The sequence below is a fragment of the Aequorivita lipolytica genome, assembly GCF_007997135.1.
In the GTDB taxonomy this organism is placed as follows: Bacteria; Bacteroidota; Bacteroidia; order Flavobacteriales; family Flavobacteriaceae; genus Aequorivita; species Aequorivita lipolytica.
Genome location: NZ_VORU01000012.1, coordinates 43,372 through 66,365 on the forward strand (window position 1 = coordinate 43,372; position 22,994 = coordinate 66,365).

The window sequence follows — 22,994 nt, forward strand, 5'->3', positions numbered from 1 at the left end:
AACTATTAAGTAGTGAGGGAGTTTTATTTAAAAAAGGAACAATTTACTATTTCTTCTCCTTTACCGGAGCGTTCATTTTTGCTGTCCTTTCCATTGAAATGGCAGATCTTTCAAACTTCATTTTGCCTGCACCACTTTCAATGATGCAAGTTCCGTCGTCATTAAGCTCAAGAACTTTGCCGTGCAAACCACCGTTGGTTATTACTTTATCGCCCTTTTTAAGTTGTGCGGCAAACTGTTTTTCCTGTTTTGCTTTTCGCATTTGGGGACGTATCAAAAATAGATACATCACCAAAAACAATAATATTATTGGTAAAAAACTTTGAATTTGTTCCATAGCAATTTTTAGTGATCCAAAAAACTAATTATTTGGATGTTGGGGTTTTTATTGGGGCTACTGCACCTCCTGCTTTAGGATTTACAAAAGCTTTAATAGTTAAAGTTTCTGTTCCTGCTTTAGTGTTAGTTGTAATAGTCACAGTTTTGCTCACTTGATTTTGACCACTACCGTTGAATTTTACTAACATCTCACCAGATTCGCCCGGTGCAATTGGTTCTTTAGTATATTCTGGAACAGTACAACCACAGCTACTTTTAGCGTTTACGATCATTAAAGGACCTTCGCCTGTGTTTTTGAATTTAAAAACGTGCTCTACGTTTGTTCCTTGATCGATTGTTCCAAAATCGAATACACTTTCTTCAAATGCAATTACAGGAAATTTCCCTGATTCGGCATCTCGATCTGCTGCCGTTGCAACATTCTCTTCATTTACTTTATCCGCAGCATTATCCTTACAAGAGGAGAAAGCGAAAACAGATAGAATAGCAACTATTAAAACTGATTTTTTCATAATAATTATATATTTTATGTTTTTAGCACGCCAAAAATAGGTATTTTTTTGCTTTTATTGAAGCCCACGACCAATTTTGTTTAGTTTACCGTCTTCGGAAAATTCCTTCACTATTTTATCCAGAATTCCATTCACAAAAATGCTGCTTTTAGGTGTGGAATATTCCTTGGAAACTTCCAAATATTCATTGATCGTAGCGCGGACAGGAATTGAGGGAAAGTATAAAAACTCTGCGATGCCCATTTTCAAAATAATAAGATCCACATCGGCAATTCGCTCTTTGTCCCAGTTTGGGGTTTTGCCTTCTATCTGTGCATTCAACTTGTCTTCATTAAGAATTACCTTTCGGAAAAGTTGCAATGCGTATTCTCGGTCCTCATCGTTCTTATAAAGGTCGGGGACTAAAAGCGCCGAGGCATTTTTTTCTGAAAGCTTATTGAGCATTTTCACGATAGCGGTATTGACTATTGGAAAATCGTCAACCCAAGTTAGTCGTTTATCCTCTAAATAATCATAAAGTTTATCATTGGGGGCAACTACTTCTTTGAAAACTTTAATTATGAAATTTTGATCTTCTTTGTAAGTGGTCTCATTATTTAAAAGATAATCTTGGTACCATTCCAATTGACGTAATTCGTTAAAAAGAATAGTTACATATTCGCTGTCCATCTGCCAATAGTTCAGTTTTTTCTTCTCAATGATATCAGAAAAAGTAGAATTTCCCGCAATTACCTTAAGTAATTTGTTGTTCACAAAGTTGCGGCTGGGGTCTTTTTCAAGTGCGGTGGCAAGATGCTTCTTTTGCGAGCGGTTAAGAAAACTATCGGCCTGTTCCTGAAGTGCCACAAGTAGTTGCAACATCAATAAATAAAGATCCTGCATCTGATCTATACTGTGGAGCAGAAATTTTTCCTGTGAATCTATATTCGGGTTTTCACGCTGGTTATGGGCGTAAACGGACTGCAACACTTTTACTCGGATATGTCTTCTTGTAAGCATATTTTTTTGAAAGAACTGGTTTTTAAGAAACAACGCACAAGTATTTTCTTGTGCGTTGCAAAGATAGTGTTTTAAGAAAAAGGAATTCTACTTTTCGTTTTTTCTCGCATCAATTCTGGCTTGAGCTACATTGAATGCTGCTTGATGGGTTGTAATATTTTCTGTATCTGCTTTTTTCAATATTTCCAAAGTAGTATTGTATATATTTTCTGTCTTGCGCATTATTTCCTTTCGGTCATAATTTTCAAGTTCTGCGTAAACGTTTATAATTCCACCGGCATTTATTAAGAAATCTGGAGCGTAAACAATGCCTCTTTCACGAAGCATTTTTCCGTGTTTCTGCTCTTCGGCTAATTGATTGTTGGCAGCACCGGCGATAATTTTTGTGTTCAATTGATTTATGGTGAAATCATTCACAGTTGCACCTAAAGCACAGGGAGCGTAGATGTCCATTTTTTCTGCATAAAGATTGCTGCCGCCATAAATTTCAACGCTGTATTTGTCACGCACTTCCTCCAAACGCTCTTGGTTGATGTCCGCAATATATACTTTAGCACCTTCATTGCTCAAGTTTTCAACCAACGCCTCACCTACATTCCCAATTCCCTGAACATAAACTACTTTATCTTCAAGAACATCGCTTCCAAATTTATATTTTGCGGCCGCCTTCATTCCCATAAAAACGCCGTAAGCGGTAATCGGGGAAGGATTGCCCGCACCACCCTTAGATTCTGAAATACCCGTTACGTACGGAGTTACGGTTCTAACCAAATCCATATCTGAAGTTGCCATTCCCACATCTTCTGCAGTAATGTATTTTCCACCTAAAGAGTGTACAAACTCTCCAAATTTCAACATCAACTCTGGAGTTTTTTGAGTTTTTGCATCACCGATCAAAACGGCTTTCCCGCCACCAAGGTTCAAACCAGTGATTGCGCTTTTGTAGGTCATTCCGCGTGAAAGACGAAGCACGTCGTTCAAAGCTTCCCACTCGCTAGTATAGTTCCACATTCTGGTACCGCCCAAAGCTGGCCCCAAAACAGTATTATGAATTCCAATTATTGCTTTTAATCCAGTATCTTTGTCGTTGCAAAAAACGATTTGCTCGTGATTATCAAAGGACATTTGCCCGAAAACCGGATCCATTTTATGAAGTTCGTTTGTATTAATTACCTCAGTTACCATAGCTTTTTTAATTATTTTATACATCCTTTAAAAAGGCGGTGCAAAAGTAGCTCTTTGTTGTCAATTCCGCAAAGCATCGTTTGTTAATTTAGAAATTTTAAAAAATTAGTCTATTTCCCATAAATGAAAGAATTAAAGTATCTCAATAAATATTTTCTGAAATATAAAGGGCGCTTATTATTGGGTGTTTTTATAACGATTATTGCAACCGTTTTTAAATTGGTAGTGCCAATGAAGGTGGGTGATTCGGTAACTGCTGTGAAACAATATCTTAATGGGGAAATAACAGATATTGCCATTGTGAAGCACGAATTGCTTATCAATATTTTACTGCTTTTGGGCGCTGCATTGCTTTCTGCGTTTTTCACATTTATAATGAGACAGACGTTTATCGTGGTATCACGCTATGTGGAATACGACCTTAAAAATGAAATATTCCAACATTACGAAAAACTATCGCTAGGTTTCTACAAACAGAATCGCACCGGCGATTTGATGAACCGTATTAGCGAAGATGTTTCCAAAGTACGCATGTATGTAGGCCCTGCGCTTATGTACGGCATTACAACCGTTACACTATTTATCGTGGTGATAAGCTATATGTTTTACAAAGCGCCAATTTTGACGCTTTATGCAATTGCACCATTGCCTATTCTCTCTATCGCAATTTACAAACTAAGTGTACTTATAAACCAACGTACTACAATTGTACAGCAATATCTCTCGAGACTTACCACGTTTACCCAAGAAAGTTTCAGCGGTATTGCGGTTATAAAAGCTTACGGAATAGAGCCGCGAACCAATACCAATTTTGAAGAACTTGCCGATGGCAGCAAAGTAAAAAATATTGATTTGGCAAAAGTACAAGCACTGTTTTTTCCACTTATGATGCTTTTAATAGGTGTGAGCAACATCCTTGTTATTTATATTGGAGGAACGCGTTACATTAACGGGCAAATTGCAGAGTTTGGAACAATCGTTGAATTTCTTATATATGTGAATATGCTTACTTGGCCCGTTGCTGTGGTTGGGTGGATAACTTCAATGATACAGCAGGCCGAAGCTTCACAGAAACGTATTAATGAGTTTTTGGAAACGGAACCTTCCATACAAAATTTGGTGGAAGAAAGCACGCCGGTGGATGGAAATATTGAATTCAATAATCTATCGTTTACATATCCCGACACTGGTATAACTGCATTAAAAAACGTTTCCTTCACCGTAAAACCCGGAGAAACTTTGGCCATTATTGGAAATACAGGTTCTGGAAAATCAACCATCCTAGAATTAATAGGAAGACTTTACGATGTAAAAGAAGAAATGCTGAAAATTGACAACACAGCAATACGAGATTTACACCTGGAAGATTTACGCGACAGCATTGGCTATGTGCCACAAGACGCATTTCTTTTTAGTGATTCGTTGCGCAACAATATTCGTTTTGGAAAAGAAAACGCCTCTGATGAAGAAGTTATCGAAGCCGCAAAAAATGCAGCAGTCCATAAAAATATTATCGGTTTTAAGAATGGATACGACACTGTTTTGGGCGAACGCGGTATTACACTGAGCGGCGGCCAAAAACAACGGGTTTCCATTGCTAGGGCAATAATAAAAGATCCACAGATTTTACTTTTTGACGATTGCCTATCGGCTGTTGACACGGAAACTGAAGAAGAAATACTTCAAAACCTACATAAAATTTCAAAAAAGAAAACCACTATTATTGTGAGCCACCGAATTTCTTCGGCTAAAAACGCCAATAAGATTATTGTATTAAACGAGGGCAAAATTATTCAGCAGGGAACTCATAATGAATTGGTAAATTCCGAAGGCTACTATAAGGAACTCTACGCAAAACAGCTTTTGGAAAAAGAAAAGTAAATTTACTTTGGCTGGTTTGGTTTTTTTTTGGATTTTTGGCAGAACGTTAGCAAAAAACAGAAATTATGAGTGACCACTATACGATGGAGCAAGAAGAGATTTTTTCAAAAGTAATGCGCGCCGGAAGACGCACCTACTTTTTTGACGTAAGGTCCACAAAAGCAGGGGATTTTTACCTTACTATTACAGAGAGTAAAAAGTTTACAAATGATGATGGTTCTTATCATTATAAAAAACACAAAATCTACCTTTACAAAGAAGATTTCAGCGAGTTCAAGGATACCTTGGAGGAAATGATAAACTACGTAATTGATGAGAAGGGCGAGGAGGTAATAAGCGAACGCCACCAAAAAGATTACAAAAAGGAAACGGATGAAACGCCACAAGCTGCCGAAACAACTTCAGAAAATGGCGAAACAGACACCAGCAGTTTCACAGATATAGAATTTGACGATATTTAAATTTCAATTTTAAAACACAAAACCGGCGCGGGCAAAACCGTTGCCGGTTTTTTTTATTACCGTACTGGCTGTAGCTCATTTACTTTGCTTATTTTTCATTTCTGAAATCCTCGAACCCGCAATACTTCAATGGTCAAGAAACTATACCAACCTTTCAATCCAAGTCTTGATTTTTTAGGTTTGGATCACATTGTTGTTGGCAGTGGAATGGGCGGACTCACTGTCGCTACTTGGCTTGCGAAAGCCGGAAAAAAGGTTGCTATTTTTGAAAGGCATTACGTTCCCGGTGGTTTCACGCACAGTTTTAAAAGAAAGGATGGGTTTCAATGGGATGTTGGGGTTCATTACGTTGGTAATATGGCAGAAGATTCTTCGCTTCGTGGTTTCTTCGACTTTTTGACTAATGGAAAACTGGAATGGGAATCTATGGGTGAAGTCTATGATGTTGCAAATATTGACGGCGCCGAATATAAATTCAAAGCTGGAAAGGAAAACTTCAGAAAACAGCTCATAAACTATTTTCCTAAAGAAGAAAAAGCGATTGATGCTTATCTAAAATTAATTCAGAAAGCTAACAAACGTGGTAGTGCCTTCTTTTTTGAAAAAGTATTCGAACCTTGGTTCAGTAAATCTGTTGGTTGGATTTTCAGAAAAAGATATTCAAAATTTTCAGAAAAAACCACTTGGAATGTTTTAAATGAAATAACCAAAAACGAAAGATTGATCGCCGTGCTTTGTGCACAATGTGGTAATTACGGATTGTCTCCAAAAAACAGCAGTTTCGCGGCGCACGCAATGGTAATCGGGCATTTTTTGGAAGGCGGCTACTACCCTATTGGCGGAGCAGATCAAATTTGCAAAAAAACCCTCGAAGTTTTTACAGCAAATAGCGGAAAGGTTTTTATAAACGCTGACGTTACTAAAATTGTCACGGAAAACAATCAGGTTCAAGGAATCCAACTAGGTGAAAAATTCATCCCTTGCAAAAGTGTGATCAGCAACGTAGGCGTAAACAATACTTTTAATCATTTACTTTCGGAAGCAGATCGGAAATTTTGTGATTTCAGTTTAAAAAATGTGCAGCCCGCCAGCGCACATATCTGTCTGTATTTGGGTTTGAACCAATCCAGTGAAGCTTTAAAGCTTCCAAAGCACAATTTATGGTATTACAAACACGACGGCATCGATGAAATTTTTGAGGAAGCTACTTTGGAAAACGCTCCCGAAAATTTTGCATATATCTCCTTTCCTTCCGCAAAAGATCCAAACTGGCAAACCAAAAATCCCGAAACGTCAACCATTCAAGCTATTTCTGTGGGAAATATGGATTGGTTTGAAAATTATATAGACACCAATTGGATGAAACGCGGCGATGAATATCTAAAACTAAAAAAGAATTTTGAAACAGAAATGCTGAAGGTTCTCTTCAAATTTTTTCCTCAAATTGAAGGAACCATTATAGCTTCTGAAGTTTCAACCCCACTTTCCACAGAAAATTTTACCAATTATAAAAGCGGCGAAATCTATGGATTGGCACATTCACCGGAACGCTTTACGCTTCCTTTTCTAAGACCGAAAACTAAAATTAAAGGATTGTTTTTAACCGGGCAGGACATAACGCTTGTTGGTGTAGCTGGTGCTATGCTTTCAGGATTATTGTGTGCTACGGCTATATTAAAATTGGGGTCGTGGAAAATATTTAAAGCAATTAAAACCTCTAAGAATTCTTGAGGTTCGTCGGCTCAACGAGTTGATCTGCTTACTTAAGATCAAAATAAAACCTATATTTGCCACTTTTTTAAACGAACCAGATGTTAACAAAAACAATCAAGAACTTTACCCAAAACCCAAAAAACGATATCCTTTCAGGATTAACGGTAGCATTGGCTTTGATACCAGAGGCGGTTGCTTTTTCCTTCGTGGCGGGTATTGATCCTCTGGTAGGGCTTTACGGAGCGTTCATTATGGGACTTATAACTGCGCTGTTCGGCGGTCGTCCAGGGATGATTTCTGGAGCCACGGGCGCAATGGCGGTGGTAATGGTGCATTTGATTCAAAAAGGAAACGAAGTTGGATTAACATTGGCCGAACCCGTTGAATATCTTGGCCTGCAATGGCTTTTTATAACACTTTTGTTTGTTGGCGCCATTCAAATTATGGCAGGGGTCTTTAAGCTAGGGAAATTTGTTCGGCTTATTCCGCATCCAGTTATGATGGGGTTTGTAAACGGGTTGGCAATCGTAATTTTTCTTTCACAATTAGGACTTTTTAAAGAAAGTCGCGGTACTGTTCCACAATGGCTCACCGGAGCAGATTTGTGGATTATGCTCATACTCGTAGGGCTTACAATGGGCATTATGTTTGGATTGCCAAAACTAACAAAGAAAATTCCCGCTGCGCTTATTGCCATTGTTGTTGTTGCGGCGATTACCATTTTTGGAAATCTCGACGTTAGCACCGTTGGTTCTTTTATCCGCGATGGAGGTGGAAGTGGTCTAAAAGGCTCACTCCCCGTTTTTCAAACACAGATTTTTGGATTTATTGATACTTTAAGTGGTCATTGGGATATAATAATTTCAACAGCATTTTTATTGGCCGCAGTTGGTTTGATTGAATCATTGATGACGCTGAATCTAATTGACGAAATGACCGAAACCCGAGGCAGCGGCAATCGTGAATGTGTTGCACAAGGAGGCGCAAATATTTTAAACGGATTTTTCGGCGGAATGGGTGGTTGCGCAATGATCGGGCAATCTATTATTAATGTAAGTTCTGGTGGTCGCGGTAGGCTTTCCGGAGCTACGGCAGCAATCGCTCTGTTATGTTTTGTGCTTTTCGGCGCGCCTTTAATTGAACAAATTCCTATAGCAGCTCTGGTGGGTGTAATGTTTATGGTGGTTATAGGCACCTTTGCTTGGAGTAGTTTTAGGATTCTTCACAAAATCCCTTTGGCAGATGCAATTGTTTTAATTACAGTTTCTGCAGTTACCGTTTGGCAGGATTTGGCAATTGCAGTGCTAGTTGGCGTAATTATGAGCGCTCTTGTTTTTGCTTGGAAAAGCGCCACAATGATTCGCGCTCGTAAACGTATTAAAGAAGACGGCACGAAGGTTTATGAAATTTGGGGACCTTTATTTTTTGGTTCCACAACGGCTTTTAACAGCAAATTCGATGTTTCGGATGATCCAAGTTCTATCGAAATTGATTTTATAGAATCTAAAATTTCGGACCATTCTGGAGTTGAAGCAGTGCGGAATATTGCAAATAAATATATGGACGGTGGCAAGCAAGTGAAACTCACCCACCTCAGCCCGGATTGCAAATCACTTCTTTTAAAGTGGAATCCTGAATTTGACGCAATTATTGAAGATTCAGTTGAAGATCCGCGTTATTACGTGGTTACCGATACTTTGGATGCGGATACCTAATTATCGATTCTTTCGCGAAAAATAGAAATCAACTTTTTTGGCTTCACCATTTACCGTTCCTTCAATCCAAGCGTGGAGAGAGTCTTTAACAGGATTTGAATAGGTAATACGTTCAGGAAAATCGTGGTCTTTATTTTCGAAAGTGAACTGTCCGTTTTCCGAAGAAACCATTTTAAAAGTAACAGGATTTTCATTGTTTTGATTGACTGTTACCACAGCCAAAAACAAATTTTCTCCTTTTTGTTCAAGCGCCATAGTTTCAGCAAAAACGGTTTCTTTTCCTACTTGCGTAAAACTAAAAGCCGTAAAGCTACTTTCATTTTCTCTCGACCAAGTTTCTTGCGAAAACTCTTCTCCCGATTCATTGGTCCAAGTTCCTAAAAGCCATTGTAATTGGTCTATTTTTTCAAATTTATTTACAGCGGTTTCAGTTTCAGAATTCTTTGTTTCGGAATTATTTTTACAGGAATTTAGCAGTAATGGAAGCAATATAAAAAGCAAATACTTTTTCATAGCGGTCAGGTTTAGTTCGGCGAAGGTATCAAAAAAAGTTTTTAATTATAATATTCTTAATCCATTCTCCACTTCTTTTCCAGGTTGCAAAAGCGTTACGTTTTTCCCTTCCACAGCGGCCAAAACAAGACATTCGCTCATAAAATTTGCAATTTGTTTCTTCGGAAAATTAACTACTGCAACCACTTGTTTTCCTATCAGTTCCTCTCTTGAATACTGTGTAGTTATTTGCGCTGAAGTTTTTCGCTGTCCAATTTCACTTCCAAAATCTATTAAAAGTTGATAGGAAGGGTTTCGAGCTTCAGGAAAATCGTTGGCTTCAAGAATTGTCCCCACGCGCATTTCGACCTTTTCAAAATCTTGCCACGATAGTTTATTCGTCATGACGGATGGTGAGTTTTTTTATCATTTCAGGAGAAATTTCGCCTTGGTCGGCACCATAAGCATCAACAAGCAGACCTTTTCTCCCATCTTGGGTTTCAATCAAAAAAAGAATGGTATTGTCGCCAGGGTTGGTCATTCCTTCAAAGCGATAAAACTTAATGACGTCCAGTTCGCCGGCATTCCATTGCTTTTTAAGATTTTTAGATTCTATGCCTTCGCCCACCAGATTGAAGTCTTCCGTAAAACCGTGTTTTTGTAAATCTGCAATGGCCACGGATAGTGATGAATATGAGTTTTTCATAATAGTTGGTTTTAATTCTTAAAGTTAATGGAGATATTCTGCAACGGCAAAGTTTTATACATTCTTTAATAGAAGAGGTTTAAATGTTTAAGAGTTTAGATGTTGAGATGCATACATTTCAATTACCCAATAACCACTCAAAAATTGTAACTTTATACCATAGTTTATAACAAATATAGAAAATAAGAAAATGGCTAGAACAGAATCCAAAATGCTTCCATTGGGAACCAAAGCGCCCGATTTTACACTTATTGATTCAGTTACCAACAACCCTGTTTCGCTAAAACACATTCGCGGTAAAAAAGGCACTGTGGTTATGTTTATTTGTAACCACTGCCCATTCGTGAAGCATGTGAATGAGGAACTTGTGCGCGTGTGCAACGATTATCGCGTTACTGGTTTTGGATTTGTAGCTATTAATAGTAATGATGTAATAAACTATCCCGAAGATTCTCCTGCGGAAATGTGGCGTACTGCAAGAAAACATAACTACCCTTTTCCTTATTTATTTGATGAAACCCAAGAAGTGGCAAAAGCTTACGATGCGGCGTGCACTCCAGATTTCTATCTTTTTGATGAAGAATTAGAGCTTGTGTATCGCGGACAATTAGACAATTCGCGACCGGGGAATGGTATTCCTGTAAACGGACGTGATCTTCGTGAAGCCATGGACCTTATACTCAACAACAATCCCCAGCGAGAAGACCAAAAACCGAGTATTGGGTGTAACATTAAATGGAAAGATTGAATTCGGGATTTGTTAATTTGGAATTTGGGATTCGAATTATCAAATCCAAATCCCAAATTAAAGTTTCACTTCCACCCTTCCCTATTTAGCAAGTTCTCAATATGTGCATAATGATGGTTGCTATGCCAGGCATAACTGCCAACTGTTTCTGCCAAAGTGTAATTACGATTTCTGGCTGGATGGTGAAACTCTTTCAACAATTGCTCTTGCGATAATCCTTTTATTAAATAAACCCATTTCGCGTGCAAGGCGATTATTGCCGTTAATGACAACTCAATCGGCGCATTTTTGGCGTCAGTAGTTTCCGCCCAAGCTTTTTCGTCATAAGCCTTTATTGTTGGGATAGCTTCTGTCAATGCCCACTTAAAACGTGTATATGCATTGTGATGGCTGTCATAAACGTGATGGATTGTTTGCCGCACCGTCCAACCTTCGGGTCTGTAGGGAGTCTTCAACTGGTTTTCTGAAAGGGTACTCACCAAATTATTTAACCTATTCGGAAAATGTTCCAAAATGGAAATCCAAGCTTGCTGTATTTCGATAGTAATATTTGAAGGGCAATCGAATTTACCGATTGGGTATTTTAGTTTTTCAATTTCCATTAGTGAATTGGTGAGTAAGTGAGTCTGTGAATCAGTTAAATAAATAATATTCGTGAATTTAGAATTATAGCAAACTAATTCCTCATCGCTAATTCCTAATCCCTATTTCACATCCATCAATTCCACATCAAAAATCAGGGTAGCGCTTGGTGGAATAACCCCGCCAGCACCGCGCTCGCCATAGGCTAGGTGCGAAGGAATCACAAAACGGGCTTTGTCTCCAACCTGCAACAATTGGATACCTTCGTCCCAACCTTCAATTACGTTGCCCATTCCCAATGGAAAATCAATGGGTTGTTTTCTTTTATAGGAAGAATCAAACTCAGTTCCATCGGTTAATGCGCCTTTGTAATGTACGGAAACTGTCTTTCCCTTTTCAGCTTTTTTACCGCCGCCTTTTTGGATAATTTTATACAGAAGTCCGCTCTCGGTTCTATCAAAACCTTCTGAAACTTTTTTAAGATCTGCTTCTTCTTTTGCTCTTATTTTTTCAATTCGCTGTTCCCTTTCGCCTGTAAAACTTCTGAAAGCTTCTACCGCATTCCAATTTTTGGCTTCTTCGCCTACTCGGATTATTTCAACTTTATTCATAGTATCGCCCTGTGCAACGCTATCAACTACGTCTTGTCCTTCCACTACATTTCCGAAAATTGTGTGCTTGTTGTCCAACCAAGGTGTTGCAACGTGAGTGATAAAAAACTGGCTTCCGTTACTTGCAGGTCCAGAATTAGCCATAGAAAGTACTCCCGGAGTATCGTGACGAAGGTCTTGGTGAAATTCATCTTCAAAGTCGTAACCAGGTCCGCCGGAGCCTGTCCCTTTTGGGTCGCCGCCCTGAATCATAAAATCTGGAAGTACTCGGTGAAACTTCAACCCATCGTAATAGGGCGTTCCTTGTAGTTTTGCTGCGTTTTCCAAATTGCCTTCAGCCAAGGCCACAAAGTTTCCAACCGTTCCCGGTGTTTTATCGTGTGTAAGTTTTATAAGGATTTCTCCTTTTTCAGTAGTTATTTTTGCGTAAATTCCGTCTTGCATTTTTTTATTTTTTAAATTAAAAGCAAAGGTACTTAATTCTGAATTCAGAATTCTGAATTCAGAATTGAAAAAATGTAACAAATCCCAAACCCATTCGTCAAATAAACAACCATCCCGATGGTTTTCGGGACCAAAAACAACTGCGTGGAAAATATTCTCACAATAAACAACCTCACCAAGAAATTCGGCTTGCTAACCGCCGTCGATAACCTTTCATTTACCATTGAGAAAGGCAACGTTTACGGCATCCTCGGCCCAAATGGCAGTGGTAAAAGCACCACCTTGGGCATTGTGCTGAACGTGGTAAACAAAACTGCTGGCGATTTCCAATGGTTTAACGGCCAAATTGATACGCATAACGCTTTAAAAAAAGTAGGTGCCATTATTGAACGACCTAACTTTTACCCATATATGTCGGCATTTCAAAACCTGCAATTGGTCTGTAAAATAAAAGAGGTTTCCGAAGAAAAGATTACCGAGAAATTGCAGCTCGTTGGATTGATTGAGAGAAAAGACAGCAAATTCAGCACCTTTTCCTTGGGAATGAAACAACGTTTGGCAATTGCTTCTGCATTACTGAATGATCCTGAAATTTTAATTCTCGATGAACCAACCAACGGACTCGACCCGCAGGGCATCCACCAAATTCGAGAAATAATTAAAACGATAGCTTCACAGGGAACCACCATTTTGCTGGCTTCGCATTTGCTGGATGAAGTGGAAAAGGTCTGTACGCATGTGGTTATACTTCGGAAAGGCGTAAGCCTTTATTCCGGAAGTGTGGAGGCGATGAACGCCAGCCATGGTTTCTTGACGATGCAGAGCGACAATATGAAAATGCTTCAAAATGCTTTGGAAGGAAATCCCGCTTTTGGAACGGTAAAACGTGAAGGAGATTATCTAATTGTTTACCTAAACCAGCCAATGGATGCTGCAGAAGTAAACAAGCTTCTTTTTGAAAAAGGCATCACCCTTTCGCACCTTGTAAAACGTAAGGAAAGCCTTGAAGAACAATTTCTGGAACTTACAAAACAAAACTAACCACAATGCTACGATTATTAAATATAGAACTTCAGAAATTACGCTATAACCGTGCAGCTAAGGTTATTTCCATCATATATTTTGTGCTCATCACCTTTATTGCTTTAATTGCTTCCATTGAATTCAACTTTGGTGATTTTCACTTTCGTGTTGCCGATCAAGGAATTTTCAACTTCCCTTATATCTGGCATTTCAATACCTATGTGGCAGCAATCCTGAAATTGTTTTTGGCTATTGTGATTGTTTCGATGATGAGCAATGAATACAGCTATAGAACCTTAAAACAAAACTTAATTGACGGGCTCAGCAAAAAGGAATTTGTAATATCAAAATTCCTTACAGTATTACTTTTTGCGGGAATTTCCACAGTATTTATCTTTTTAGTATCTCTAATTTTAGGCTTAAGTTTTTCAGACTATAATGAACTAACCATCATTTTTAGCGGTATGGAATACATAGGCGCTTATTTCATAAAACTGGTTGCATTTTTCTCTTTCTGCCTTTTTCTTGGCGTTTTGGTGAAGCGTTCTGCCTTTGCCCTTGGCTTTTTAATTGTTTGGCAAATCGTGGAATGGTTATTTTACGGTTTGATGAAATGGCAATTTTTTAAAGACACAGAAATAGCCGACAATGTTTCACAGTTCTTTCCGCTCAATGCTATGGCAAACCTCATCAAAGAACCATTGAGCCGTTTGGGAGCCATTCAGTCTGCAGCCAATCAGCTGGGTGAAAATTTCACGAAAGACTATCATGTAACTTGGCTCAATGTATTGATTGTTTTAGTCTGGACAGCACTATTCATATACTGGTCGTACGCAATTCTGAAGAAAAGAGACCTTTAAAAAACACTGTGCGCCGTTGATATTTTGTCTATATTTAGCAAGCAATCAACCTTAATTTTACTTTTGAAGCCTTTTCTTTTTATAATATGTTTGTTACTATCAGGTGCAGTCCTTTCTCAGGATATTTCACTGTACAAGCAATTTAATGGCCATTTCGATTATACAGCTTTTGGAAATACACTTAACACTGAAGAAAACGGTCAAGGCGGGCAATGTTTTATACTGACCAGCAGTAGTGCAGATTTTCAACTGCAACCAAACCAAGAAGTGGTGGCAGCCTATCTGTATTGGGCAGGTTCTGGGCCGGGCGATTTCAATGTTACCTTTAACCAAATTCCCATAACTGCCGAACGGACCTTTAATGTGTTCTTTACCAGTGGCGGCAATGAATATATTTATTTTGCCGCATTCGCAGATGTCACTCAACAAATTCAAACCAGTGGCAATGGAAACTACACCCTTGCGGACTTGGACCTTACGCTTGTAATTCCCGCTTATTGCAGTCCACCGGGCACGGGCACCAATTTTGGCGGCTGGGCGGTAGCGGTGGTTTATGAGGATGATTCGCTGCCAAACAACCAAGTGAATATTTTTGATGGTTTGGAAAGTGTTTCGCAAACCAACCAAACCTTGAACATTACCTTAGATAATTTAATGGTTTTGGACACGCAGGGCGCCAAGATTGGTTTTTTGGCTTGGGAAGGGGACAGAGGAATCGCGGTAAATGAAACACTTCGCATTAATGGAAATATTCTTAGCAATCCGCCGCTTAACCCTGCAGATAATGCTTTTAACGGCACCAACAGCTTTACAGGCAGCGATGTGCTCTACAATATGGATATTGACGTGTATCCTATTTCAAACTATTTAAATCCGGGTGATACTTCGGCAACCATTCAACTAACCAGCGGGCAGGATTTTGTTATGGTGAATAATATTATCACCGTATTAAACACCGAACTGCCCGATGCAACCATTTCCATAGACAACAAAATTGGGGGTACTGAATGTGGCAATCGTGAACTTACGATAGACTACACGGTTTATAATTTGAATAGCACCGATATTTTACCAGCGGGAACGCCAATTGCTTTTTATGCTGATGAAACTTTGGTGGCGCAAAGTGAAACCCTTGGCGTTATTCCAATTGACGGACAGGAAAGCGGAACCATAACTTTCACTGTTCTCAACAATATTGAAGCAGATTTTATTCTGAGAGCCGTTGTTGACGATACTGGGAACGGTACTGGAATTGTGCAAGAGACAAACGAAGAAAACAACGAAGATGAAACGCCTATTCATTTGCTTGTAAATCCAATAATCACAGGACTTCAAAATCTTGAAACCTGCGATGTTATTGGCGAGGAATTTTTTGATTTAACGGAAGCAACTTCACAAATAGACCCGATTTATGAGTTAAGTTTTCACCTTTCGGAAGCAGACGCGCAGAACAATATAAACCCAATTCCCAACCCAGAAACTTTTCAAAATACCGAAAACCCGCAAACCATTTACATCCGCGTTTCTAACCCGGATTGTTTTCTTATTGACAGTTTTACGGTGGAAGTGCTCCCCTGCCCCTTGCCGGATGCATCGATTGAACTTCCTGAAATTTCTGCGTGTCGCGACAGGGCGCTGCTATTACCTTTTACGGTTTATAATTTGGAAGCGACCGCGCCTCTGCCAGCCAATACCTCGATAGCCTTTTATAATGATGGGGCTTTGCTTGGGCTTTCGCAAACACAACAAACTATTTCTATTGGCAATAGTGAAAATGGCGCAGTGGAACTTCGATTGCCCGACATTTTACCCGATACATTTACAATTACTGCCGTGGTAGATGATGACGGCAACGGCAATGGCGCGGTGGAAGAGCTTCGGGAGGATAATAACAGTTTTACACAGACCATTTCTTTTGAAAGCATTCCCGCTATTCCCATTTTACCAAATCTGTTGGAATGTGATAAAGGTTTTGACACGGCTATTTTCGATTTAACTCTACAAGATGATTTAATTCGCACCGGACCGGACGATGTGGTGCAGTATTTCACTACTATGGAAAATGCTATGGAAAACACTAACCCCATCAGCAATCCAACTGATTACCAAAACGGTAGCGATCCGCAAACCATTTATGTTCGATTAGAAAACGAAATCTGTTTTGCCACCGCATCCTTTTTATTGACCACGGAAAACTGTGCGCCCTTTATTCCCCAAGGTTTTTCGTCCAATGGCGATGGCATAAACGACACTTTTGAAATAAGCAACCTGCTTAATATTTATGAAAATTTTGAACTGAATATCTACACCCGCAACGGTAATTTGATACACACCGCCCACAACGCAGATGGTTTTTGGGATGGCGTGGCGACAAAAGGGCTTCTTTTTACGGGAAACACTGTACCGGTGGGAACCTATTATTACGTTTTGGTTTTGAACGACCCTAAATATCCCGATGCTTTTATTGGGTGGGTTTATGTGAATTATTAATTGTTTAATAATATTATTTTTGAAATAAATTCTGGGGAAATATGCTGTACCTAACGGCACAGAAAACATCACATCAAACATTAAGCTAACGAGATGTTGTCCCTAACGGGACATGGCGCTGGTGAACGAAAACAATCATTCAATCCCCGTGCCGTCAGGTACGAAATAACGATAGAAGACAATCGAAAACCAAAAAAATGTCCCGTTAGGGATATAATATCGGTAAAACAAAACAACAATCAAACGTCCCGTTAGGGACAACATATCGGTAAAAAAAAACAATTAAATGTCCCGTTATGTACTACATATCGGTAAAAAAATCAGCCGTGCCGTTAGGTACGTAATATGTGGAAAAAAGAAAGAGCGCTCTCGCGCCCTTCCCTTCAAAAAAACCAAACCACCTCATAAAATCATAGTTCAGAGTTATTTGCTGCTTTTTACCAAGCGGATAAACTCTGCACGGTAACCATCATTATCGCTTCCCTTGCCTGCTTCGGCCAAGGCAATTACGTCTTCTTTCTTTTTGGTATTTATGAAATCAGAGTTGCGAAGTTGCATTCCAAAAAGTGCAACGGCTGCTGAAAACTTTAAGTCTTCTGAAGCACTTTCCATGGAACTGTTTTCATCTTTTACTGTTTTTACTATCAGCTTGCTTACATCGCCATCGGGTTCCTTGTAGCGAAATTTTACGGTGAGCATTTCATCTGTATAGTTCTGGCTGGTTTGTTTGGTATATTTCAAGTTGTCAATATCTTTCAAATATTTGCTCTTTACTCCCACGGGAATTATTTCATATAAAGCTGTAACAGTGTGGCCACTGCCAAGTTCGCCTGCATCTTTGGTATCGTCTTTAAAATCTTCATCGTTTAGCAAACGGTTTTCGTAACCAATCAAACGGTAGGCCTGTACTTTTGCAGGGTTGAATTCCACTTGAATTTTTACGTCTTTTGCAATGGTATAGAGCGTTCCAAAGAATTCTGTACCCAATACTTTCTGTGCTTCCTGCATAGTGTCTATATAGGCGTGGTTACCGTTGCCTTTGTTTGCTAGAGTTTCCAATTTGCTGTCTTTATAATTGCCCATCCCGAAACCTAAACAGGTTAGGAACACGCCGCTTTTACGTTTTTCCTCAATAAGGTCTTCCATAGAACGATCGCTGGAAGCCCCTACGTTGAAGTCGCCATCTGTTGCAAGAATCACTCGGTTATTACCTCCTTTGCTGAAATTTTCAGCTGCAACTTTATACGCCAATTCAATACCAGCACCTCCTGCGGTAGAACCGCCGGCACTTAAGTTTTCAATAGCATTTCGAATTAATTGCTTCTCTGCGCCAGAAGTGGGAGGCAGCACTAAACCAGCCGCACCTGCATACACCACGATAGAAACTTTATCTTTTTCTCTTAACCTGTCCACTAAAACATTTAGTGCAGCTTTCAGCAAAGGCAATTTGTTTGGATCATTCATAGAGCCGGAGACATCCAACAGGAAAACCAGGTTTGATGGCGGCACGTTATTCAAGGAAATATCTTTTCCCTTTAAACCAATCCTTACCAATTTGGCATCTTGGTTCCACGGTGAGTTTACTATGTCTGCAGTAATTGAAAATGGATCTTTGCCTTTTGGTTGTGGATAGTTGTATGCAAAATAATTTACCATTTCCTCAATTTTCACTGCATCTTCTGGCACTTTCTGCCCATTGTTTAGCATACGGCGAATGTTGCTATAACCTGCTTTATCAACATCAATAGAAAAAGTGGAGAGCGGTGCTGTGCCTACACTTTTAAAAATGTTTTCTTCAATGCGGCCGTAGGATTCGTTATCGGAAACGCGGTTATTATTTTCATAACTTCTTGAGCCGGATAAAGAGGCTGCCCCTCTAATATGAACGCCCGAGGCTTTTCCTTGCAGAGCTTTATCTGCTGAATTAATTGGAGCAACGGCAAATCCCAAAGATTTCTTTTCTCTACTTATTCCGTAGCCAGTAACAACAACTTCTTCCAAGGCAGAACTACCCTCTAAACTTACATTTATTTCCCCAGCCTTTTTAACCTTAACTTCTTTGGTGTTGAAACCAACATAGGAAAAGGTCAAGTATTGCCCGATTTGCGCATTAATACTATACTTACCATTAAAATCCGTTTGGGTGCCTGTGCTAGTTTTTTTAACAATAACATTTGCCCCCGGCAACGGAAGCCCGGTATCGTCAGTTACTGTGCCAGTGATGGTTACTGTTTGAGCATAAAGCTGGAAACCCAGCAATGCTGCTGCTAAAAATGTGAATAGTGTTTTCATAATGTGTGGTTTTTGTGTTAAACTTGAAGTAAAACTACCACACATAAGCGCGCTGTAAAACAAGGAATGAGGGAACAGAGGGTTTGGATGAGGGAAAGGTGGTATCGCAATAACGTATTACCAACTTCCACCGCCGCCACCGCCAAAACCACCGCCTGAAGAACCGCCGCCGCCAGAACCGCTGCTGGACGGCGAACTTACCATTGTAGATTTTGCGGATGAAATAGAATCTGAAAAGGAATTGGAGAAATTGTGCATCGTAAAGGCTCCTGCTGACGAAGTGTACCAACTGGGGGGTTGTATATTGAGCGCTTCAAACTTTTTCGCCCATTGGTCAAATAAACCAAAAGCAAGGGCATAACCCATTGTATTTTCAAAATAAGTAGGACTGTCCCGAAGCAGCATTTTCAGTTTGTTTTCTTCAGCTATTTTTATAAAATTCTTAAAGCCTTTTAATTCTGAAAGCATTTCATTGCCCTTGCTGTTTTTCTTCACCATATACACCGTCATAAACAATAGAAAAATTGTTACCGGAATAACTGCCAAAGCAGCCCAAAGCCCCCAAGTGATAAGAAATAAAGCAAAAATAAAAACCCCGATCAAGATCGTACCTACAATTGTTAAGGTCTGCATTTTCTTGGCTTTTGCTTCGTAGTATATTTGAGACTTTTTCTTCAACATTACTTTGGCACTAGCCATTTTTGTATAGAATGTATCTTTCAGACTGCTGATTAAAATTTCCTTTTCTGAAGAGCCCTGCGAACTACCAAAAAGACCCATAAATATTTCCCGCTCATAATCGGGAGCCCCGTCGGGTAATGGCCTTAGTCTGGTGAGTTTGGTATCGGCTTGCCCAAGCCAACTCGTTTTGGGTATCTGCTCCATCGCTATAAGGCCTCGAGAGCCCCAATAGGGTATTAATGAAATAAGATCCTGGGTATCCCCGGTATCGTCAATTAAGTATCCCGCCATTGATGGATCTATGCCGCTTGGGGGAAAATAACTGGTGGTTGCCACTACCCTATCATCCTTACCGTATTTGTTCCAAATCCAATAGAATATTAAAGGCAAGACTGCAAGAATCAAAGTCCATCCATAATTTGTCCAAAAAGGCCATAAGGGTTTTATTTCCTTGACGGAACCGAGGGGAAGATTTAGCAGAACGGTAACGTTCTGCCCCGTAACCGAAAGAAAATCGGAACGACTCTTTGCAGTAAAAACACCATTTTCATAACTAACATCAAAATCATTACTAGCATCAGTTTCTCCCGTAGTACCGGAATAAACAAAGAAATCGTCTAAATTTGCTTCAATGTTTTCTGATAGATGAACGGTAAAATCTAATTGTCTAAAAGGAGGATACCAAGCATCTGGTTTAACGTTCCAGTAAAAGACAATCAGTTCATCCTCAAAAAGAAAAGCGTTATAAACCCTATATTTTATTTCATAATGTTGCGGCCCAACGAGCGTTCTATTCTTGTCGCCTATTTTGATTTCAAGCTCATTACTAATAGCTTGTACAAAATCAGGATCAGATTCAAACTTATAGGCAGGAACCTTAACTTTTCTGATTTTGATCCTGCGTTCTTCCTGTGTTCCTTCCGCAGTCAATAGATCGTATTTAACTGTGATGTTTCTATAAATGCCGTGTCTCTCTTCGGTAAAAGTGAGGTCATAGTTTTCAACCACATCAAAATAACCTTTCTCGCTGATGTATATATCAATACTCGCACGATTCATATCAAAACCTTGCGAATATCCTTTCAGAAAAAACATCATTCCAAAAAGAATAAGGAACAGTTTTTTATTGAACTGAGGCGTATTTGCATTCTTTATGAAAGTGTGGCTGCTCATTCCAGATTAGGCTTGGATTGCTGGATTATTGGATTGCTGGATTGCTGGATTGTTCGATAGTTGGATGGTTGGAATGTGTTTATTTTTTAAACTCATAAACCTATAAACTCCTTTTCAATTAAAACTCACCTTTACGTTTTCGCGGGTAGCTTCGTCAACTTCAAAATAATCGAAATGCTGATACTTTAGCATCCCGGCAAACAATACACCCGGCATACTTTCGCCATAAGTATTGTTCTCGCGAACTGTACCATTATAGTAACGGCGACTTCTTTCAAGGTTTTCTTCTATCTCGTTAAGTTTTTGCTGCAGGTCCAAAAAGCTGGCGTTTGCCTTTAAATCTGGGTAGGCTTCTCCCAAGGCAAAAATACTTCGCAGGGTTTGTTGCAGTTGGTTTTCAGCTTTTATCTGCCCATTTATATCATCAGAAGGTACTGCCATTGCAGCATTTCTCGCCTGAATTACGCTTTCTAAAGTTGTCTTTTCGTGCGCGGCATAACCTTTAACAGTTTCCACGAGATTTGGAATCAAATCGTAACGGCGCTTTAGGGCAACGTCTATATTGCTCCACGCATCTTTCACCATATTTTTGTTTTTCACAAAACGGTTATAAACAATGACGAGCAAAATGGCCATTACAACAAGGACGCCCAGAAGAAGTAATATAATACTCATAATTTAGGTTTTTTTAATTTGTGTCCCGATAGCTATTGGGATTGTGAATTTGGTCCTCATTAATCAATACTACGGTAATAATTTCATTATGAATTACTAAGATACATTTTTATTCGTTTTATCAACGAAACCACCAAATAAAATATAGCCCGCTGCTAATTATTTTAAAAACAAAATCATTAATTTAATCGCTTCATTTCCATAAAGGTAAAATCCTTTGATAAAACGCTAACCAACCAATTATTACAATTTTGAATAAAACCCCCTTCCTCTTGCTTTTGCTGTTGTTCCCTTTCTGTTTGTTTTCCCAAAATGACAGCATCCAAAAAAAACTCAAGTTCTCTGCCGATTTTAGATTTAGGGTAGAGGAAGACTGGAATTCCCGAAAACCGGACGGTTCGTTCCGGGATGATCGAACCCGTTTGCGTTACCGTGCAAGGCTGGGCGCAACTTATGACTATAAAGATTGGGTTTCCTTCGGAATGCGGATCCGTACTGGGCAACCTGAAAAGCAGCAAGATCCGCAGCTCACTTTGGGCGACCAGTTTAGCAGCTTGCCCATTGCTTTTGAAAAGATATATGCCAGTTTCAACTATAATTGGTTGAGCGCTTGGATCGGGAAAAATACCTTCCCTTTTGAAAAACAGAACGAGCTTTTTTGGAGCGATAATGTATTCCCCGAAGGCGTTTCCCTTTCGGGGAAATTTAATTTTGAGAATGAATTTGTGCAATCATTAAAAGTGAATACCGGACATTTCATTTTTGCCACCAGTAACAGTTCTTTGAAAAAGGACAGCTATTTTGAAGGAATTCAGCTGGTTTCTTCGCATTGGCAAAACAGGGTGAAGTTTTTTCCCGCTTTTTATTATTTCAAAAATATGCCGAACATTCCCGATGGCGGTGATACTTTTAATATTGATTATTCCATAGTTCATCTTGGAACCAAAGTTGACGTCTTTATGAAACCCAAAATTACCGTCGGGTTTGACTATTATCAAAACGTAAAGGATTATAACGACAACGATTCCATTCCGAAGAATTTACAGGACCAAAAAACAGGCTATGTGGCAAATGCTGGCATCGGGAAATTGGACAAAAAAGGCGATTGGAAAGTGCAGCTTACCTATATGTATTTGAAACGTTTTGCCGCTGTGGATTATTTGGCACAAAACGATTGGGCGCGTTGGGATTATTCTTCCCAAGGCTCTCCAGATGGAAGGCTTACCAACTATAAAGGACTTGAAATAATGGCCGGCTATGGCCTTGCCGAAAACATGGATTTAAAAGTGCGGTTCTTTACCGTGGAGCAATTGGTGCCGTATGGAATAGCCAAGGAAATCGGTGACCGCATTCGGTTTGATTTTAATATTGGGTTTTAATACTTTTGAAGAAACCTTTTTAGATAGCCCATG

21 protein-coding genes are annotated in these 22,994 nt (G+C 39.3%); 9 read left to right on the top strand and 12 right to left on the bottom strand.

Annotated elements, in window-relative coordinates:
• Window positions 1-46: 46 nt before the first annotated feature.
• The 4 genes from yajC to ESV24_RS12740 all read right to left on the bottom strand — a co-directional run bounded on the left by yajC (window position 47) and on the right by ESV24_RS12740 (window position 3,035).
• Window positions 47-337, bottom strand: a complete 291-nt coding sequence (gene yajC, locus ESV24_RS12725) for a preprotein translocase subunit YajC (protein ID WP_111816748.1) — start codon at window positions 335-337, stop codon at window positions 47-49.
• A gap of 28 nt (window positions 338-365) precedes the next feature.
• Window positions 366-851 (bottom strand): DUF1573 domain-containing protein, encoded by a 486-nt coding sequence (locus ESV24_RS12730; protein WP_111816747.1) that lies wholly within the window; start codon window positions 849-851, stop codon window positions 366-368.
• A 54-nt stretch (window positions 852-905) separates the two neighbouring features.
• Complete coding sequence (gene nusB / locus ESV24_RS12735; RefSeq protein ID WP_111816801.1) at window positions 906-1,850, bottom strand: transcription antitermination factor NusB; 945 nt, start codon at window positions 1,848-1,850, stop codon at window positions 906-908.
• Window positions 1,851-1,937: 87 nt separating this feature from the next.
• Complete coding sequence (locus ESV24_RS12740) at window positions 1,938-3,035, bottom strand: Leu/Phe/Val dehydrogenase (RefSeq protein WP_111816800.1); 1,098 nt, start codon at window positions 3,033-3,035, stop codon at window positions 1,938-1,940.
• A gap of 123 nt (window positions 3,036-3,158) precedes the next feature.
• Between ESV24_RS12740 and ESV24_RS12745 the strand changes: the two genes are divergently transcribed.
• The 4 genes from ESV24_RS12745 to ESV24_RS12760 all read left to right on the top strand — a co-directional run bounded on the left by ESV24_RS12745 (window position 3,159) and on the right by ESV24_RS12760 (window position 8,805).
• Window positions 3,159-4,916: an ABC transporter ATP-binding protein gene (locus tag ESV24_RS12745; RefSeq protein WP_111816746.1), complete on the top strand. Its 1,758-nt coding sequence runs from the start codon at window positions 3,159-3,161 to the stop codon at window positions 4,914-4,916.
• 65 nt (window positions 4,917-4,981) lie between these two features.
• Window positions 4,982-5,377 carry a PUR family DNA/RNA-binding protein gene (locus tag ESV24_RS12750; RefSeq protein ID WP_111816745.1) on the top strand — a complete coding sequence of 132 codons (396 nt, stop codon included), beginning with the start codon at window positions 4,982-4,984 and terminating at the stop codon, window positions 5,375-5,377.
• A 129-nt stretch (window positions 5,378-5,506) separates the two neighbouring features.
• The gene (locus ESV24_RS12755) at window positions 5,507-7,108 is read left to right on the top strand and encodes a phytoene desaturase family protein (RefSeq protein ID WP_111816744.1); all 1,602 of its coding nucleotides are present in this window, start codon (window positions 5,507-5,509) and stop codon (window positions 7,106-7,108) included.
• Window positions 7,109-7,188: 80 nt separating this feature from the next.
• Window positions 7,189-8,805, top strand: a complete 1,617-nt coding sequence (locus ESV24_RS12760; RefSeq protein WP_111816743.1) for a SulP family inorganic anion transporter — start codon at window positions 7,189-7,191, stop codon at window positions 8,803-8,805.
• On the opposite strand, the gene ESV24_RS12765 is transcribed toward ESV24_RS12760, so the two are convergent.
• From ESV24_RS12765 to ESV24_RS12775, 3 genes are read right to left on the bottom strand one after another with little or no spacing between them, the layout of a single operon-like run.
• A complete protein-coding gene (locus tag ESV24_RS12765) occupies window positions 8,806-9,318 on the bottom strand; it encodes a DUF6265 family protein (RefSeq protein ID WP_111816742.1) in 513 nt (170 codons plus the stop codon). It lies immediately after the preceding gene.
• Between the two features lie 45 nt (window positions 9,319-9,363).
• Entirely contained in the window at window positions 9,364-9,702 is a 339-nt protein-coding gene (locus ESV24_RS12770) for a tRNA-binding protein (protein ID WP_111816741.1), read from the bottom strand.
• Window positions 9,692-10,003 carry a phosphoribosylpyrophosphate synthetase gene (locus ESV24_RS12775; protein ID WP_111816740.1) on the bottom strand — a complete coding sequence of 104 codons (312 nt, stop codon included), beginning with the start codon at window positions 10,001-10,003 and terminating at the stop codon, window positions 9,692-9,694. The genes ESV24_RS12770 and ESV24_RS12775 overlap by 11 nt, the downstream gene beginning before the upstream one ends.
• Window positions 10,004-10,193: 190 nt before the next feature.
• Here ESV24_RS12775 and ESV24_RS12780 point away from each other — a divergent pair, with 190 nt between their 5' ends.
• Entirely contained in the window at window positions 10,194-10,751 is a 558-nt protein-coding gene (locus ESV24_RS12780; RefSeq protein WP_111816739.1) for a thioredoxin family protein, read from the top strand.
• A gap of 65 nt (window positions 10,752-10,816) precedes the next feature.
• Here the strand turns inward: ESV24_RS12780 and ESV24_RS12785 are convergent, their stop codons facing one another.
• Complete coding sequence (locus tag ESV24_RS12785; RefSeq protein ID WP_111816738.1) at window positions 10,817-11,353, bottom strand: YfiT family bacillithiol transferase; 537 nt, start codon at window positions 11,351-11,353, stop codon at window positions 10,817-10,819.
• A 102-nt stretch (window positions 11,354-11,455) separates the two neighbouring features.
• The gene (locus ESV24_RS12790) at window positions 11,456-12,388 is read right to left on the bottom strand and encodes a peptidylprolyl isomerase (protein ID WP_111816799.1); all 933 of its coding nucleotides are present in this window, start codon (window positions 12,386-12,388) and stop codon (window positions 11,456-11,458) included.
• Between the two features lie 144 nt (window positions 12,389-12,532).
• Between ESV24_RS12790 and ESV24_RS12795 the strand changes: the two genes are divergently transcribed.
• The 3 genes from ESV24_RS12795 (at window position 12,533) to ESV24_RS12805 (ending at window position 16,761) form a co-directional block, all read left to right on the top strand.
• The gene (locus ESV24_RS12795; protein ID WP_111816798.1) at window positions 12,533-13,429 is read left to right on the top strand and encodes an ABC transporter ATP-binding protein; all 897 of its coding nucleotides are present in this window, start codon (window positions 12,533-12,535) and stop codon (window positions 13,427-13,429) included.
• Between the two features lie 5 nt (window positions 13,430-13,434).
• Window positions 13,435-14,271 carry an ABC transporter permease gene (locus tag ESV24_RS12800; protein WP_111816737.1) on the top strand — a complete coding sequence of 279 codons (837 nt, stop codon included), beginning with the start codon at window positions 13,435-13,437 and terminating at the stop codon, window positions 14,269-14,271.
• A gap of 90 nt (window positions 14,272-14,361) precedes the next feature.
• Window positions 14,362-16,761, top strand: coding sequence for a T9SS type B sorting domain-containing protein (locus ESV24_RS12805; protein WP_111816736.1), 2,400 nt, complete (start codon window positions 14,362-14,364; stop codon window positions 16,759-16,761).
• Window positions 16,762-17,184: 423 nt separating this feature from the next.
• On the opposite strand, the gene ESV24_RS12810 is transcribed toward ESV24_RS12805, so the two are convergent.
• The 3 genes from ESV24_RS12810 to ESV24_RS12820 form a co-directional block, all read right to left on the bottom strand.
• Window positions 17,185-19,053, bottom strand: a complete 1,869-nt coding sequence (locus ESV24_RS12810; RefSeq protein WP_111816735.1) for a vWA domain-containing protein — start codon at window positions 19,051-19,053, stop codon at window positions 17,185-17,187.
• A gap of 117 nt (window positions 19,054-19,170) precedes the next feature.
• Entirely contained in the window at window positions 19,171-20,907 is a 1,737-nt protein-coding gene (locus ESV24_RS12815; RefSeq protein ID WP_111816734.1) for a DUF2207 domain-containing protein, read from the bottom strand.
• A gap of 114 nt (window positions 20,908-21,021) precedes the next feature.
• The gene (locus ESV24_RS12820; protein ID WP_200829535.1) at window positions 21,022-21,582 is read right to left on the bottom strand and encodes a LemA family protein; all 561 of its coding nucleotides are present in this window, start codon (window positions 21,580-21,582) and stop codon (window positions 21,022-21,024) included.
• 251 nt (window positions 21,583-21,833) lie between these two features.
• Between ESV24_RS12820 and ESV24_RS12825 the strand changes: the two genes are divergently transcribed.
• Entirely contained in the window at window positions 21,834-22,961 is a 1,128-nt protein-coding gene (locus ESV24_RS12825) for a putative porin (protein WP_111816733.1), read from the top strand.
• Window positions 22,962-22,994: the final 33 nt, after the last annotated feature.